Origin of the sequence: Enterobacter cloacae complex sp. P17RS (genome assembly GCF_014895885.1) — a bacterium.
GTDB lineage: Bacteria > Pseudomonadota > Gammaproteobacteria > Enterobacterales > Enterobacteriaceae > Enterobacter > Enterobacter bugandensis.
Window position 1 is genome coordinate 85,314 of the sequence record NZ_JADBQK010000003.1, and the last position, 15,372, is coordinate 100,685.

General features: G+C 59.4%; 13 protein-coding genes. All 13 read left to right on the forward strand.

The annotated features are described in order from the left end of the window. The first annotated feature begins 19 nt into the window (after positions 1 to 19). The 13 genes from tssK to IM265_RS01470 all read left to right on the forward strand — a co-directional run bounded on the left by tssK (position 20) and on the right by IM265_RS01470 (position 15,369). The gene (gene tssK / locus IM265_RS01410; RefSeq protein ID WP_041909533.1) at positions 20 to 1,363 is read left to right on the forward strand and encodes a type VI secretion system baseplate subunit TssK; all 1,344 of its coding nucleotides are present in this window, start codon (positions 20 to 22) and stop codon (positions 1,361 to 1,363) included. A gap of 17 nt (positions 1,364 to 1,380) precedes the next feature. Further along, positions 1,381 to 2,619 (forward strand): DotU family type VI secretion system protein, encoded by a 1,239-nt coding sequence (locus tag IM265_RS01415; protein ID WP_028013493.1) that lies wholly within the window; start codon positions 1,381 to 1,383, stop codon positions 2,617 to 2,619. Between the two features lie 2 nt (positions 2,620 to 2,621). After that, on the forward strand, positions 2,622 to 6,242 hold the full coding sequence (gene tssM, locus IM265_RS01420; RefSeq protein WP_193031966.1) for a type VI secretion system membrane subunit TssM: 3,621 nt from the start codon (positions 2,622 to 2,624) through the stop codon (positions 6,240 to 6,242). 16 nt (positions 6,243 to 6,258) lie between these two features. After that, entirely contained in the window at positions 6,259 to 6,975 is a 717-nt protein-coding gene (gene tagF, locus IM265_RS01425) for a type VI secretion system-associated protein TagF (RefSeq protein ID WP_028013492.1), read from the forward strand. A gap of 11 nt (positions 6,976 to 6,986) precedes the next feature. Continuing rightward, on the forward strand, positions 6,987 to 8,003 hold the full coding sequence (tssA, locus tag IM265_RS01430; RefSeq protein WP_048956570.1) for a type VI secretion system protein TssA: 1,017 nt from the start codon (positions 6,987 to 6,989) through the stop codon (positions 8,001 to 8,003). Between the two features lie 75 nt (positions 8,004 to 8,078). Continuing rightward, the gene (gene tssB / locus IM265_RS01435) at positions 8,079 to 8,603 is read left to right on the forward strand and encodes a type VI secretion system contractile sheath small subunit (RefSeq protein ID WP_022648413.1); all 525 of its coding nucleotides are present in this window, start codon (positions 8,079 to 8,081) and stop codon (positions 8,601 to 8,603) included. A 3-nt stretch (positions 8,604 to 8,606) separates the two neighbouring features. Beyond that, the gene (gene tssC / locus IM265_RS01440) at positions 8,607 to 10,106 is read left to right on the forward strand and encodes a type VI secretion system contractile sheath large subunit (protein WP_006810956.1); all 1,500 of its coding nucleotides are present in this window, start codon (positions 8,607 to 8,609) and stop codon (positions 10,104 to 10,106) included. Between the two features lie 224 nt (positions 10,107 to 10,330). After that, entirely contained in the window at positions 10,331 to 10,813 is a 483-nt protein-coding gene (locus IM265_RS01445) for a type VI secretion system tube protein Hcp (RefSeq protein ID WP_008502640.1), read from the forward strand. 58 nt (positions 10,814 to 10,871) lie between these two features. Continuing rightward, positions 10,872 to 11,363: a type VI secretion system amidase effector protein Tae4 gene (locus tag IM265_RS01450; protein ID WP_023330611.1), complete on the forward strand. Its 492-nt coding sequence runs from the start codon at positions 10,872 to 10,874 to the stop codon at positions 11,361 to 11,363. Then, the gene (locus IM265_RS01455) at positions 11,360 to 11,713 is read left to right on the forward strand and encodes a T6SS amidase immunity protein Tai4 family protein (protein WP_048960690.1); all 354 of its coding nucleotides are present in this window, start codon (positions 11,360 to 11,362) and stop codon (positions 11,711 to 11,713) included. Before IM265_RS01450 ends, IM265_RS01455 begins: the two co-directional genes overlap by 4 nt. An 86-nt stretch (positions 11,714 to 11,799) precedes the next feature. Further along, positions 11,800 to 13,560 carry a type VI secretion system-associated FHA domain protein TagH gene (gene tagH, locus IM265_RS01460; RefSeq protein ID WP_059358138.1) on the forward strand — a complete coding sequence of 587 codons (1,761 nt, stop codon included), beginning with the start codon at positions 11,800 to 11,802 and terminating at the stop codon, positions 13,558 to 13,560. Further along, entirely contained in the window at positions 13,557 to 14,354 is a 798-nt protein-coding gene (locus IM265_RS01465; RefSeq protein WP_023336024.1) for a PP2C family serine/threonine-protein phosphatase, read from the forward strand. The genes tagH and IM265_RS01465 overlap by 4 nt, the downstream gene beginning before the upstream one ends. A gap of 16 nt (positions 14,355 to 14,370) precedes the next feature. Beyond that, positions 14,371 to 15,369 (forward strand): hypothetical protein, encoded by a 999-nt coding sequence (locus IM265_RS01470; RefSeq protein WP_063437358.1) that lies wholly within the window; start codon positions 14,371 to 14,373, stop codon positions 15,367 to 15,369. Positions 15,370 to 15,372 lie beyond the last annotated feature (3 nt).

Consider the following 15,372-nt stretch of genomic DNA (forward strand, 5'->3'; position numbering starts at 1 on the left):
CAACAGGAAACACATCATCATGACCAAAGCAGAAAAGGTCGTCTGGACCGAAGGCATGTTCCTGCGTCCACACCATTTTCAGCGGACTGAAAGTTATCTGCTCAACCATGTTCGTGAGTGGGGTGCGCTGCAGCGTTCCTATCTCTGGGGCTTTCTCGACGTAGAACTGGACGAAGCGATGCTTCGCCAGGGCTGTATTGCCCTGAGCTACTGCAGCGGGTTACTGCCGGACGGCACCTTTTTCCAGGTCCGCAACGGACGCAATGGTCCCGCGCCGCTAAAAATTCCTGACAATCTCACCAACGAAAAGGTGGTGCTCGCGCTGCCGGTTCGTCGTGGCGAGCGGGAAGAGGTGATTTTCAGCGAAGAGCCCGCCTCGCTGGCCCGCTTCGTCGCGTTTGAGCAGGAGGTGGAGGACGATAACGCCATGTCGGTGGGGGATGCCACCGTCCAGTTTGGCCGCCTGCGCCTGACGCTGATGCTGGAAAAAGACCTCACGGCAGAATGGACATCCATCGGCGTGGCGTTTGTGACTGAAAAACGCAACGACAACCACGTGCGGCTGGATAACAGCTACATCCCGCCGATGCTGAACGCCAATAACAGCCCGCAGATCTACAGCATGATCAACGATCTGCACGGTTTGCTGGTGCAGCGCAGCCAGCAGATTGGCGGCCGCCTGCGTCAGCCTGGCCGCTTTAACACCTCTGAACTGATTGAATTTACGCTGCTTTCGCTCGTGAACCGTCATCTGGGCGAGGTTTCACATTTAAAAACGCTGCCGCTGCTGCACCCGGAAACGCTCTGGCGCAGCTGGCTGCCGTTTGCCACCGAGCTCACGACCTGGACGTCGCAGCGCACCACCGAGAGCGTGCTGCCGATCTACGATCACGACGATCTGGCGAACTGCTTCAGCAAGCTGATGCTGATGCTGCGCCAGGGGCTGTCGCTGGTGATGGAAGACCACGCCATTCAGCTGCCGCTTAACGAGCGCTCGCATGGCCTGAACATCGCCACCGTTCCTGAAACCAGCATGGTGCGCGAATTTGGCTTCGTGCTGGCGGTGAAAGCCAACGTGCCGGGCGAACACCTGCAAACCCACTTCCCGGCGCAGATGAAAATTGCCCCGGTCTCGAAAATTCGCGATCTGGTTCAGCTGCAGCTGCCGGGCATTATGCTGCGCGCCATGCCGGTCGCGCCGCCGCAGATCCCGTGGCATGCCGGCTACAGCTACTTCGAGCTGGAGAAGGGCAGCGAGCTGTGGCACGAGATGGATAAGTCCGGCGCATTCGCCCTGCACCTTGCAGGGGAGTTCCCGGGGCTGGATATGGAGTTTTGGGCCATCCGTAGCCCGACAGAATAATAAAGCGAGCGCTTAATATGCAGGAACGACAGGATAGCGGCAGTGATGCCGCGTTTACCGGAGCCAGTAGCAACAATCAGCTGGTGGCGGCCGCCAATCCGCTGCTCAACGCGATTCCGCAGATCCGTCATTCGGTATCACATGACGATCAGGTGGCGTTACGCCAGCGCCTGATCGATGAGATTCGCCGTTTTGAAGTCCGCTGTCAGCAGGCGGGGCTGCCCTACGAAGTGATCGTCGGGGCGCGCTACTGCCTGTGCACGGCGCTGGACGAGGCCGCCGCGCTGACTCCCTGGGGCAGCAGCGGCGTTTGGTCCAGCAATGGCCTGCTGGTGACGTTCCATAACGAAACCTGGGGCGGCGAAAAGTTCTTCCAGCTGCTGGCGCGCCTGTCGCAGAACCCGCGCGAGCATATCCTGCTGCTGGAGATGATCAACTACTGCCTGCTGCTCGGCTTCGAGGGGCGCTATCGGGTGCTGGACAATGGCCGCACCCAGCTTGAAACCATCAAGCAGCGGCTGTGGCAAATGATCCGCGGCGTGCGCGGCAGCTATCCGCCGCCGCTTTCTCCTCATCCGGAAGATCGTCCGGTGCTGCGCAAGCTCTGGCGGCCGATGGTTCCCCTGTGGGCCTGCGTGGCGCTGGCCGGGTTTATCGCCTGCCTGTTTTATATCGTGCTTAACTGGCGCCTTGGCGACAACACCAACCCGGTGCTGGCGAAGATTTATCAGTCCCAGCTGCCGGAAACCACCATCCAGCAGCCGGCGCGTCAGCTGCCCGCAGTGCTTAACCTGCGCGGCTTCCTGAAGCCTGAAATTGAGGCGGGCCTGGTGGCGGTAAAAGACCAGGCAGATCGCAGCGTCGTGATCCTGAAGGGCGATGGGCTGTTTGCCTCCGCCTCGACCGTCGTGCGCGACCGCTATGAACCGGTCATCAACCGCATTGCGCAGGCGATGAACAACGTCAGCGGCAAAATTCTGGTGGTGGGCTACAGCGATAACGTGCCGATCCGCAGCGCGCGCTTTGCCTCTAACTACGAGCTCTCACTGGAACGCGCGCGCTCCGTACAGAAAATGCTGCAGGGAAGCCTCTCTCAGCCTGGCCGCGTGAAGGCGGAAGGGCGGGGCGAGATTAACCCGGTGGCGCCGAACACGACGCCGGAAAACCGCGCCCGTAACCGCCGTGTGGAAATTACTCTGCTGGTGTCGCCTGAAAACACCCAGGCCGAGCTGAACGGATTGCCGCAAGGAAACTAAGGATGCTGACTACACTTCTTTCCATTCTGACCAACCGCATTCTGTGGAGCTTCCTCGGCGTAACGGCGCTGGCGGCGGTGATCTGGATGATTGGCCCGCTGTTGTCCATCGTGGACACCCGACCGCTCGAATCCGAACAGAACCGCATCATCAGTATCGCCGTGGTCTACCTGCTGTGGGCGCAGGGCCATATTCTGCCGCGCCTTTATAACGCCTGGCTGAACCGCAAGCTGATGGACAAGCTCAACGAGAACACCACCAGCCCGGAGGCGGCGGATCCGCAGCAGCGCCTGAACAGTGAGGAGCAGATCCTCGCCAGCCGTTTTGATGAAGCCGCGCAGATGCTTAAAAAAGCGCACTTCAGCAAAGCGGGCCAGGGCGCCCAGTGGACCCAGCGCTTCAGCACGCAATATCTCTATCAACTGCCGTGGTACGTCATTATCGGCGCGCCGGGCTCCGGTAAAACCACGGCGCTGGTGAACTCCGGGCTGCAGTTCCCGCTGGCCGACCGTTTTGGTAAGACCGCGCTGCGCGGTATTGGCGGCACGCGCAACTGCGACTGGTGGTTCACCAACGAGGCCGTGCTGCTGGACACCGCGGGTCGCTATACCACCCAGGAGAGCGAGCAGGCGCAGGATGCCGGTGAGTGGCTGCAGTTCATGGGGCTACTGCGCAAGTACCGTCGCCGCCAGCCGATCAACGGCGTCATCGTCACGATCAGCATTTCGGACCTGCTGACCCAGTCTGCCGAGGCGTCCCGCCAGCAGGCGGTGAACCTGCGCCAGCGCCTGTCTGAGCTGCATGAACAGCTGGGTATCCGCTTCCCGGTGTACGTGATGGTGACCAAGGCCGACCTTCTCAAAGGCTTCCGCGCCTGGTTTGCCGACTACGATAAAGCGCAGCGCGACCAGATCTGGGGCTTCACGCTGCCGTGGGAGCAGACCAAACACGCCGATTACGACCTGATGGGCAACTTCCAGCAGGAATTTTCTCTGCTGCAGCAGCGTCTTGATGCCGGGCTGCCGGAAACCATGCTCAAAGAGCATGACGCGAAAACCCGCGCCGAAGCGTATCTCTTCCCGCAGGAGTTCGCCGCGCTGCGTCCGCTGCTGGCGGACTACCTGAACACGGTCTTTGCGCGCTCCAACTTCGAAACTGAGTTCTCCCCGCGCGGGATCTACTTCGCCAGCGGGACGCAGGAAGGCCTGCCGTTTGACCGCGTAATGGGCGAACTGAACCGCGCGCTCTCCCTGCCGGAAGGGGCAGAGCGCGATAACTGGGATTCGGTCAGTAAAGAAGCCCCAATCCCGGGCGCGAAGGGCCAGAGTTTCTTCATCAAGAACCTGCTGCAAAACGTTATTTTCCAGGAAGCCGGGATCGCCGGGGAAAACCGCTGGTGGGAGCTGCGCAACCGGGCGGTGATCTGGTCCGGCTACGCGGCGCTGCTGGCCCTGCTGGCGATCCTCGGCGGGCTGTGGCTCACCAGCTATGCTAAAAACAAGGCCTATCTGGAAGAGGTGGATGCGAAGGTGCCGCTGCTGGACCAGCAGAGCAAAGCGTTGCAGAACCAGCCGCAGCGTGACCTGTTCGATCTGCTGCCGTTGCTGAATGGCCTGGTGGACCTGCCGAAAAGCGACGCGTTTGATGTCAACGATCCGCCAGTCTCCCGCCGCATGGGGCTTTACCGTGGGGATGACGTCAGCGATGCTTCGCAGTCCCTGTACCAGAAGGCGCTGGATCAGCTGCTGTTGCCCGCCGTTGCTATGCACATCACCACCTGGCTGCGCAACGATAACGGCAGCGACGTGGAGTACAGCTACGAGGCGCTGAAAGCCTATCAGATGCTCTATCAGCCGAAGCACTACGACGGCAAATTCCTGCACTCCTGGGTGATGCTCAACCTGCAGCGCAACCTGCCGCAAAACGTCACGAAGGCGCAGCTGCAGCAGCTCGAATGGCATCTCACCCAGCTGCTGGAGCCGAAAATTCAGGCCTCGCCGTACGCGCAGGACGAATCCCTGGTGGCGCGTGAAAGAGCGCTGATCAACCAGCAGCCGCTTTCAACCCGCGTCTACGGTCGCCTGAAGCGCCTGCTGGAACATGACGACAACCTCAAACCGGTCTCCCTTTCCGACCTGGGCGGGCCACAGAGCGAGCTGGTGTTTTCCCGCAAAAGCGGTAAGCCGGTGAGCGAAGGGGTGCCGGGTCTTTATACGCCGGACGGTTACTGGAAAAGCTTTAACAGCCAGATTGACAGCGTAACGACCGCCCTGCATGAAGACGACGCCTGGGTGCTGGGCGCCGCGACCGCGCAGGAAGATAAACAGCAGATCGATAACGCCGTACGCCAGCTCTACATGCGCGACTTTATCGCGAACTGGGATCGCTTTCTCGCCGACATCCAGCTTAACAACAGCGCCGATCTCTCCCAGCGCATCAACACTGCGCGCCTGCTCTCTGGCGCAAACTCGCCCCTGCGCCGTCTGGTGCAGAACCTGAGCCAGGTGCTGACGCTCTCCCGGGATACCCCGGCACCGGAAGATGCCGATAAAGCGCAGGCGCAGAGCAACCGCGCCACCCGCACGCTGGAAGCGCTGTTCAGCAATAATGACAATGCTCCGACGCAGGCCGCCGCGATTACTCAGGCGCCGGAGCAGCTGGTGACGGACCACTACGCGCCGATGATTGAGCTGGCCCAGCCGCTGGAAAAGGGTGGCAAGACCATCGTCTTTGATGATTTTCTTAAGCAGGTGGACGAGCTTTATCGTTACCTGACCGCCGTGCAGGACGCCGCCAACAGCGGTATGCCGGCACCGGGCGGCGAGGCGATCAGCCGTCTGCAGGCCAGCGCCGGTCGACTGCCGGGCGGATTGCAAACCATGTTCAGCAACATGGCGGTGGGGGCCAGCAGCGATACCCAGCGCCGCGATCTGGAAAACGTGCGTAAGCGGATCAACGTTGAAGTCGGCGGTTTCTGCCGTCAGGCGATCGCCGGTCGCTACCCGCTGGTGCGCAGCGCCAGCACTGAGGTCACTCCGGACGATCTCGCCCGCATGTTCGCGCCGGGCACCGGGCTGATGGATACCTTCTTTCGCGACAACCTGACCAGCAAAGTGGATACGACGCAGGCAAACTGGCGCTTTATGCCGGGTATCGACGGTAAAACCCTGCCGGGCAGCGAAGGGTTGCTGAGACCGTTCCAGCAGGCCCAGTCGATTCGCGACGCCTTCTTTGCTAACGGCGCAACCACGCCGTCCTTCAAGGTGACGGTTCGCACCGTGCGAATGGATAACACCATTCTGAACCTGACGCTGGATGTCGACGGCCAGCTGCTGCGTTACAGCCACGGTCCGCAGGCGGTGCAAATCATGAACTGGCCGGGGCCGGGCGGCACCAACCAGGTCCGTATGCAGCTGGGTCTGGCTAACGGCAGCACCGCGACGCTTGTGACCAACGGCTCCTGGGCGCTCAACCGCTTTTTTGACAAAGCGAGCACCAGCCCGAGCGCGGGAAGCCTGAGCCGTCAGGCCACCTTCAACGTCGACGGACATCAGGTCACGCTGGAGTTTGCGCCGAACAGCATCCGCAACCCGTTCCAGCTTCCCCGTTTTTCATGCCCATAACCGCAAGGACAGCCGTATGACGAATACCCCTGCGATGAACCGCTACAGCTGGTATGGCAAATTACCCAGCGCCGGAGATTTCCTGCAGCGTCGCTTTCCTGACACCTTACAGCGCCAGTGGTCGCACTGGTTTCAGGTTGGCCTGCTGGCCTGGCAGCAGGAAGAGCAGCGCAGCGGCGAGCGCCAGTTCACCAAAGCTCCGGTCTGGAATTTCGTCGTCCCGCCGATGCTGGGCAGCCAGATGATCCAGATGGGCTGCCTGCTGCCCGGCCGCGACAGCGTTGGCCGACAGTACCCGGTCTGCATTCAGTTGAGCTTCGCCCCGTCAGAGTGGTCGACCAGCCTGCTCAGCCAGGCGGAGAGCTGGTATCAGCAAATTGGTCGCCTGGGGCTGCACGCGGTGCGTAACAGCTTTTCCGCCTCGCAGCTGGATGAGATGCTGATGTCCATTCCGGCGCCGCAGCCCGTCGAGCCGCAGAAGCGCTCTGACATCCTCGACGTCATTGGTTACGACGAGGACGGCCAAAGCACGCTGGGCTGGCCGCAGGCGGCAGAGTGCTTTGACCCGCTGCGTCAGACCAGCTACTGGTGGACCAACCGCTGCGACGGTTACCCGCTGTACACCCACGTTCACAGCGGCAACTTCACCGGGCAGCTTTTTACCCTGCTGTTCGACCCGGCAGGGGGCGCCCGCCCGGGGCGTCACGGTCTCTATCCGCCTATGTTTGAATAAGCAGGGATCTCATGAATATCGAAGAATTTCTCGCGCCAATAAGTCCCGACAAGCCCTGTGGCGACAATCTGGAATATGACGCTGACTTCCAGGCGATGAATCAGGCCAGTCAGGGCAAAGCGGAACAGCAGTTTGGCGACACCATCATCCCGGCAGAGCCTGCGGACTGGAACACGGTAGAAAAATTCGCTACCAGCCTGCTGAGCCGCACCAAAGATCTTCGCGTGATGCTGGCGTTAACCCACGCCTGGACCCGCCGTCGCGGTCTTGCGGGCTACGCGGACGGGCTGTTGCTGGTGCAGGAGGCGATCGCGCGCTACTGGGAGCCGCTCTATCCGCTGCTGGAAGAGTATGGCGAAACCGACCCGTTCTATCGCATTAACGCTCTGGCAGGGCTGAGCGATAAATCCGAGCTCACCGTCGCGGTACGTAACGCCTCGCTGCTGCGTTCAAACGGCGATGAAATTTCGCTTCGTGACGCCCAGGCGCTGCTGGACGGCAGTAAAACCGAGTGTCCGGACTATCCCGGCGGTCGCCCGAGGCTGATTGACGAACTGGCCCGCGGCGACCAGCCGGGAACCGCAGCGGTCATTGTGATTAACGAACGGCTGCTGGCCATCCGCGAGCTGCTCACCGGGCATCTCGGTGAAAGCGGCGTACCGGAAATGGAACAGCTGTTGAAAACCGTGGGGCTGGTCGCCAGCGCGTGTCAGGTGACCGACATCAGCAAGCTGCTGCCGAACCGTGAAGCGCAGGCTGAACAGCACGCTGAGCCGCAGCCTGCGGCAGCGCAGCCCGTTCAGCCGGTCACCGACTGGCGCAGCGTGCAGGTTACCAGCCGCGCCGACGCGCAGCTAATGCTGGAAAAAGCGAAGCAGTATTTCGCGCAGTACGAACCGAGCCACCCCGCGCCGCTGATGATTGAACGGGTGCAGCGGCTGTCAGAACTTAACTTTATGGACATTATTCGCGACCTGGCGCCAGACGGCGTTAACCAACTGGAAAACATCTTTGGACGCCGCGAATGACGCGTCCTGGCATTATGACGACAGGCATGGAGTCTGCCGTTTCACCTTCACCGCGCATCTTTGATGGAGAACATCATGGCAATGAGTAACAGTGGACAGAAATTCATCGCACGCAACCGTGCTCCCCGCGTGCAGATCGAATACGACGTAGAGATCTACGGTGCAGAACGCAAAATTCAGCTGCCGTTTGTGATGGGCGTTATGGCCGATCTGGTTGGCAAGCCGGTGGAAAATCTGCCAGCCGTCGACGAGCGTAAATTCCTGGAAATCGACATCGATAACTTCGATGAACGCATGAAGGCGCTGAAGCCGCGCGTGGCGTTCCAGGTAGATAACACCCTGACCGGCGAAGGTAAGCTCAACGTCGATCTGACCTTCGACAGCATGGACGACTTCCTGCCGGACGCGGTGGCCCGCAAGGTTGAGCCGCTGAACAAGCTGCTGGAGGCGCGCACGCAGCTCTCTAACCTGCTGACCTACATGGACGGCAAAAACGGCGCGGAAGAGCTGATCGCAAAAATCCTTCAGGATCCGACGCTGCTCAAATCCCTGAGCCAGATGCCAAAAAATGACGAAAGTGCGAAAGGTAGCGAGGAATAATCGATGAGCAACCAGACTCAACAACACGATCAGCAGGCGGGTCAGGCGTTCAGCCAGGATGAGTTCAGCGCGCTGCTGAACAAAGAGTTCCGCCCGAAAACCGATCAGGCGCGTTCCGCCGTGGAGAGTGCGGTCAAGACCCTGGCGCAGCAGGCGCTGGAAAATACCGTTACCTTCTCGAACGACACCTACCGCACCATTCAGAACCTGATTGCCGGTATCGACGAGCAGCTCTCGCAGCAGGTGAACCAGATTATTCACCACGAAGAGTTTCAGAAGCTGGAGAGCGCCTGGCGCGGCCTGAGCTACCTGGTCAACAATACCGAAACTGACGAGATGCTGAAGATCCGCTTTATGAGCATCTCCAAGCAGGAGCTGGGCCGCACCCTGAAGCGCTACAAGGGCGTGGGCTGGGACCAGAGCCCGATCTTCAAGAAAATCTACGAGCAGGAGTACGGTCAGTTCGGCGGCGAGCCGTTTGGCTGCATCGTCGGCGACTATTACTTCGACCACAGCCCGCAGGACGTTGAGCTGCTCGGGGAAATGGCGCGCATCGGCTCTGCGGCGCACTGTCCGTTCATTACCGGTACCGCGCCGGGCGTGATGCAGATGGAGTCCTGGCAGGAGCTGGCTAACCCGCGCGATCTGACCAAGATCTTCCAGAACACCGAATACGCCGCCTGGCGTTCCCTGCGTGAATCCGAAGATGCCCGCTATCTGGGGCTGGTGATGCCGCGCTTCCTGTCGCGTCTGCCGTACGGCATTCGCACCAACCCGGTGGACAGCTTCGATTTTGAAGAGCAGACCGATGGCGCGAACCACAACAGCTACTCGTGGGCGAACGCGGCCTATGCGATGGCCGCCAATATCAACCGCTCCTTTAAAGAGTACGGCTGGTGCACCTCGATTCGCGGCGTGGAGTCCGGCGGGGCGGTGGAAAACCTGCCGTGCCATACCTTCCCGAGCGATGACGGCGGCGTGGACATGAAGTGCCCGACCGAGATCGCCATCAGCGATCGTCGTGAAGCCGAGCTGGCGAAAAACGGCTTTATGCCGCTGGTACACCGTAAAAACTCCGACTTTGCCGCCTTCATCGGCGCGCAGTCCCTGCAAAAACCGGCCGAGTATCACGATCCGGATGCCACCGCCAACGCGCGCCTGGCGTCTCGTCTGCCGTACCTGTTCGCCTGTTGCCGCTTTGCCCACTACCTGAAGTGCATCGTGCGCGACAAAATCGGCTCCTTCCGCGAGCGCGAAGAGATGGAGCGCTGGCTGAACGACTGGGTGATGAACTACGTCGACGGTGACCCGGCTAACTCCTCCCAGGAAACCAAGTCCCGCAAACCGCTGGCGGCTGCGGAAGTGCAGGTGCAGGAGATTGAAGACAACCCGGGCTACTACGCCGCGAAGTTCTTCCTGCGTCCACACTACCAGCTGGAAGGTCTGACCGTTTCTCTGCGTCTGGTTTCTAAACTGCCGTCGCTGAAGACGAAAGACGCGTAAGAGCAACATCTGCACGGGCCGGCAAGAAAGACGGCTGGAACGGTAATAATGACTTCACATTCATTCCGTTATTTCGGAGGAATGTAAGACTGTCAAATGACACGGGTCATTTGATATGAGGCAGAGGTAAAATATGGACGGTTTTATTCAGCCCCATGCTTTCCTGTTTGCCATATAAGTGCTTTTTCGAAAGCAATATTGTTCATCCACGAAGAGTAGATATTATGGCTATTGATATGTTTCTGAAGGTCGAGGGTGTTACGGGCGAATCTAAAGATTCTAACCACACCGGCTGGACTGATATTACCTCCTTCTCCTGGGGCGCTTCCCAGCCAGGTAATATGAGCGTTGGCGGTGGCGGCGGTGCCGGTAAAGTTAACTTTAACGACCTGCACGTTAACGCGCTGATCGACAAATCCACCACCGCTATCCTGAAACACTGCGCCAGCGGTAAACACCTGACTAAGGTTGAGCTGTCCGTCTGTAAAGCGGGCGGTCAGCAGGTGGAATACTCCCGCATTACGCTGGAAGATGTGCTGGTGACTTCCGTTCAGTACACCGGTGCAGACAACGGCGACACCGTGGGTGTGACCTATGCATTCCAGGCTGCGAAAGTGAAACAGCAGTACTGGGAGCAGACCACGTCGGGTGGTAAAGGTGCTGAAAGCAGCGCTGGCTGGAATATCAAAGAAAACAAAGAAGCATAATAATAGTGGGCCCGAAAGGGCTCACTTTACCCTGAGCTTCTTATCAAGGAGAAACGAGATGTCTCATATGCGTCCTGCTTTTGGTGCCGCCTGGAACAGATTCAGAGAAGTGAACGTAAACGTAGAACAGGTTGGCAAATTATTGGGTGGAAAAGTTCAGCATAATATCGACGCCGGTATTTTTAAAAATGCCTGCCCAATTCGTATGAGTTACGTTTTAAATTACTGTGGCATTCCGATTCCTTCTAACAGTAAATATGCGACAGTGACCGGGAACGACAAAAAGCGCTATATGTTCCGCGTTAAAGATATGATTGCATTTCTACCCACGGTACTGGGCAATGCAGATATGTCGGTCTCTTCCCCAACGCCTGCGCAATTTGCAGGCAAGCAAGGCATTATCATCTTTACCGGGCATGGCTGGAGCGACGCAACCGGTCATGTAACACTCTGGAATGGAAATATTTGCTCTGATGATTGCCATTTCCTCGGCTCACCGGGTAATGGTTCGTTTATTCCGACCAACGCCACCTTCTGGAGCCTGAAATGAAACGTTTATTACTGCTGGTATTGGCTATCAATGCCTCTGCTGTTTATGCCCAAAATCTGCCTGCCGTCAGCGCTTTTTCTCAGCAACAAATCTTTGAAAATTGGGTGCAAAACCGTTGCATCAGTAAGATCGCGGACAGTAAAAGTCTGAAAGATGATGCAGAGGCCAGCGCGGCCGCCTGGCTGGAAGCAAGCAATCTCCCTGCTGAAAATTTTGAAAAAGCTGACCAGATCATTGTTTCTTCTCTGAAAGAGAAGATAGGCGGTACTGAACCGGGTCAATATCAGGTTTTAAAGTGCAGCTTAATCGCCAACAGCGACGCGATTCGTCCGCTCAAAACCGCAAAATAGAAGCAATGGAAGCGGCCCCAAACGCCGCCGTTCTCGTCCCGAGAGCGGCAGCGTTTGAGCGCTAATCATACCAGCAGGAATACGCCATGCGATTCACGATTATTTCTACGAAACCCGGTCATCAGCCGCCGCAAAGCAGCTGTGATTTTTACGCCCCGGGCGGCACCATTGGGCGCGGTACGGATAACAATCTGGTATTGCCGGACAATGACCGCACCATCTCGCGTCTGCAGGCCATTGTCCACGTTGACGCTCAGGGCGAGTGCCGTGTCACCAACCGTGGCAGCGTCACCCGCGTGGTATTAAACGATATTCCGCTGGAGCGCGGACGTCAGGTTGAACTGCAGGATGGCGACATTCTCGGTATTGATGACTACCGTATCGAAGTGACCGAACTGATCCACGACACACAGCCGGTGAGCCGTATGGCGGCCAGCATGCAGCAGCAGGCGCGTCCGACAGCCGCACCCGCTGCGCCCGCAGCGCAAGCGAAGCCTGCTAACCCCGCGCCACGCGGGAAGGCGGAACCGACCGCCGTGCCTTCCGAAATCTGGGACAGCCTGATGCAGGAGTTCTCCATCTCCGACAGCATCTCCAGCAACCGCGCAAAACCGCAGCCTGCGGCCTCACAGGATCCCTTCTCCCAGCCCGCCGCGCCGGAGCGTAATGCCGAAGATCCGTTGGCGATGTTCAACGACAGCGATCCAACGCTTGAGCGCAAGAACGTCGACCCGGACACGCTGTTCAGCGACGAAGCGCTGTTCAAAAAAGAGAGCATTTTTGACGATGTGACGCCTTCCACGCTGGTGCCGCCGGTTGAGGGGCAACCCGCCCCTAAAGAAGACGCGGCGGACGAGCTTGACCCGCTGGCGCTGTTCGGTGGAAAGGCCAGCGCGCCAGCCGCGCGCAATGATGACCCGCTCGGGCTGATGGGCGGAGCACCGTTGACCCACCCGGATGATATTGCAGACGAAAAGCCAGCATCAACGCCTGAACCGGAGCAGGAAGAGGACGTGCTTGCCGATTCTCCGCTGTTCGCCCCAGAGCCGCAGGAAACGCCACGTGAAGAAGAGCCGGCGCGGCCGGATTACGCAGGCTTCACCATGCCTACGCCGCAGGCCGTTGCGCGCAGCAGCGCTCAGGCACCGAAGGGGCGCCTGCGCATCGACCCGGTCAATAACGCGGCATCCCCAACCGCCAGCCCGAATAATGGCGAGAAGGGTGAAGTGCTGCAGGGCGAGCTACTGCAGGCGCTGCTTGAAGGTATGGGCCTGAGCGAAATGCAGCCTGTTCCGCAGTTTGACCGGGAAAATATGCGTCAGTTGGGGCAGATTCTCGGCATGTTCTCGCAGGGCACCGTGGCGCTGCTCTCGTCGCGCTCCATCCTGAAACGCGGCGTAAAAGCCGATATGACCATGGTGCTGGACGATGCCAACAACCCGTTCAAGCTGTTGCCGACCGGGAAAACCGTCTTAATTCAGATGTTCGGCACCCCGATGCCGGGCTTTATGCCGCCGACCAAATCGGTGCGCGACGCGCTGATCGACCTTCAGGCGCACCAGCTGGGGATGATCTCCGGTATCCGCGCCATCATCGCCGCGATGCTGCAGTCCTTTAACCCGGAACAGCTGGAGGAGCAGGCGAAGCAGAACGGCATGACCTCGCGTCTGGCGCTGCCGGGCAGCCGCAAAGCCGCCCTGTGGGACTATTTTGTTCGCAGCTATGGCGAGACGGCGGGCGAGATTGAGGATGACTTCCACACCCTGTTCGGCGAAGCCTTCCTTCATGCGTATGACATGGAGGTGAATCAGTACAAAGACTCACAGAGCGGATCGGAAGACAAATGAATATCGCAACCGCTTCTCTCTCCCGCCAGGGGACGCGCGCCAGCAACCAGGATCAGACGGGAGAAACCATAGGGGAACGCTCAGCCTGCTTTGTCGTCTGCGACGGCATCGCGGGTCTGCCCGGTGGTGAAGTCGCCGCGGAACTGGCCCGTAACAGCATTATCTCCCGCTTCGATGGCGACAAGCACCTCAACGCGCAGCATATCCGCGACTACGTGCAGACGGCGAATCGCACCATTCTGAGCGAACAGCAGGCCGTTCAGGACTATCGCCGGATGGGCACGACGCTGGTCAGCCTGTTCATTGACCGGGACTACGGGCTGGCGTACTGGGCGCATGCCGGCGACAGCCGCCTGTACCTGTTTCGCCGGGGGTGGCTGTGGCACGTCACCACGGACCACAGTCTGGTGCAGCAGATGAAGGATGCCGGGCATCAGACGGACGATCTCAACAGCAACCTGCTTTATCTGGCGCTGGGAATTGAAAACGGCGGACCGGAAGCGAGCTACAGCGACGTGGTGCAGGTAGAAGACGGCGATGCCTTTTTACTCTGCACCGACGGGTTCTGGCACGGCGTCAGCGAAGAGCAAATGAAGCAGTCGCTGCACATGGTCAATACGCCGCAGGAGTGGCTGACCTTAATGAACCAAATCATTCAAAAGAATGGCGAGCAGGAGGGGAATGCGCAGGATAACTATACCGCCCTGGCGGTATGGATGGGCAACCCTCAGGACACCACTTTGCTGCACACCCTCTCTGATGCAGCACAATTTCTTCCCTGCGGAACTGATTAGACACACAAGGAACGATATGAAACTTTGGCTATCGGGTTTGGCACTTCTGGCGGCGACCTCCACCGCGCAGGCTGAAAATTTCCGCATCGTGCAGTCTCCTGCGCAGAAGCTGGATATCTGGATCGACAACATCAAAGACAACACCCCGCAAAGCTGGTGTAAGCCTGAGGTGGCGCTGCGCATTGTGGCGAACGGCAAGAAAGACGTCTCTGTGCTGGAAAACTTTGTGCCGCGTCTTGGCTCGCTGCTGGAACACCAGTGCAGCAAAGTGAATAAACTCAGTTGGACGCTCAACGATCCCGAGGGGACGACGCTGGCGCAGGGCACGGCAGCTAAAGCGCAGGACTGGGCGCTGGTGGTGAAACAGCAGCAGGCCGCGCCTGCCGAGACCGTCACCGCAACCCCAGCCAGCGGCGCGTTACTGCCACCCGATCAGAACGTGGCTTCCCGCACCGTTGCCGCCGACCGCACGCCGTGGCAGGAGTTTACCCTGCAGGATGGCTGCCACCTGCGCACCTTCTGGGAGGGCGGCGCGTCCGCTCCGGCGCTCTTTATTCCGGATTCTGACACCACCCGCTGCGGTAACGGCAGCTGGCTGAGCGGTCACACCGTTATCTCTCAGTCCCGCAACGGCGGGCAGAAAGAGATGGCGGTGACGTACATTCACGGCTTCCCGGTGATGGGGCTGAATCAGAGCGCCGATCCGGAAAACGCGCTGATCACCTCCGTCAATAAAGAGCGCATGGTATTCAGCACGCCAGACAGCGATCAGAGCTGGATGATCCTGCCTTACGACAGCACCCTGAACAGCTGGAAGAGCAACGGCACGGTAGCGGTAGAAATTTCCCGCGAGACCGCCAGCGACGATGCAAAACTGCAGGCGCGTATTGCGGCGGTGAAGAAAACCTGGAGCGCCTGGGTTGCCCCAGGCACCCCGCTGAATATCGTTCTGATTGATACCCTGCGTCCTCAGCTGCGCGATCCGGCAGTAGGCGCCTGGCGCGCGGCGAATTAAGGA

What these genes read in the sequence shown, in the direction of transcription:
- tssK (WP_041909533.1), top strand. Translation starts at nt 20, where the DNA reads ATGACCAAAGCAGAAAAGGTCGTCTGGACCGAAGGCATGTTCCTGCGT.
- IM265_RS01415 (WP_028013493.1), top strand. Translation starts at nt 1,381, where the DNA reads ATGCAGGAACGACAGGATAGCGGCAGTGATGCCGCGTTTACCGGAGCC.
- tssM (WP_193031966.1), top strand. Translation starts at nt 2,622, where the DNA reads ATGCTGACTACACTTCTTTCCATTCTGACCAACCGCATTCTGTGGAGC.
- tagF (WP_028013492.1), top strand. Translation starts at nt 6,259, where the DNA reads ATGACGAATACCCCTGCGATGAACCGCTACAGCTGGTATGGCAAATTA.
- tssA (WP_048956570.1), top strand. Translation starts at nt 6,987, where the DNA reads ATGAATATCGAAGAATTTCTCGCGCCAATAAGTCCCGACAAGCCCTGT.
- tssB (WP_022648413.1), top strand. Translation starts at nt 8,079, where the DNA reads ATGGCAATGAGTAACAGTGGACAGAAATTCATCGCACGCAACCGTGCT.
- tssC (WP_006810956.1), top strand. Translation starts at nt 8,607, where the DNA reads ATGAGCAACCAGACTCAACAACACGATCAGCAGGCGGGTCAGGCGTTC.
- IM265_RS01445 (WP_008502640.1), top strand. Translation starts at nt 10,331, where the DNA reads ATGGCTATTGATATGTTTCTGAAGGTCGAGGGTGTTACGGGCGAATCT.
- IM265_RS01450 (WP_023330611.1), top strand. Translation starts at nt 10,872, where the DNA reads ATGTCTCATATGCGTCCTGCTTTTGGTGCCGCCTGGAACAGATTCAGA.
- IM265_RS01455 (WP_048960690.1), top strand. Translation starts at nt 11,360, where the DNA reads ATGAAACGTTTATTACTGCTGGTATTGGCTATCAATGCCTCTGCTGTT.
- tagH (WP_059358138.1), top strand. Translation starts at nt 11,800, where the DNA reads ATGCGATTCACGATTATTTCTACGAAACCCGGTCATCAGCCGCCGCAA.
- IM265_RS01465 (WP_023336024.1), top strand. Translation starts at nt 13,557, where the DNA reads ATGAATATCGCAACCGCTTCTCTCTCCCGCCAGGGGACGCGCGCCAGC.
- IM265_RS01470 (WP_063437358.1), top strand. Translation starts at nt 14,371, where the DNA reads ATGAAACTTTGGCTATCGGGTTTGGCACTTCTGGCGGCGACCTCCACC.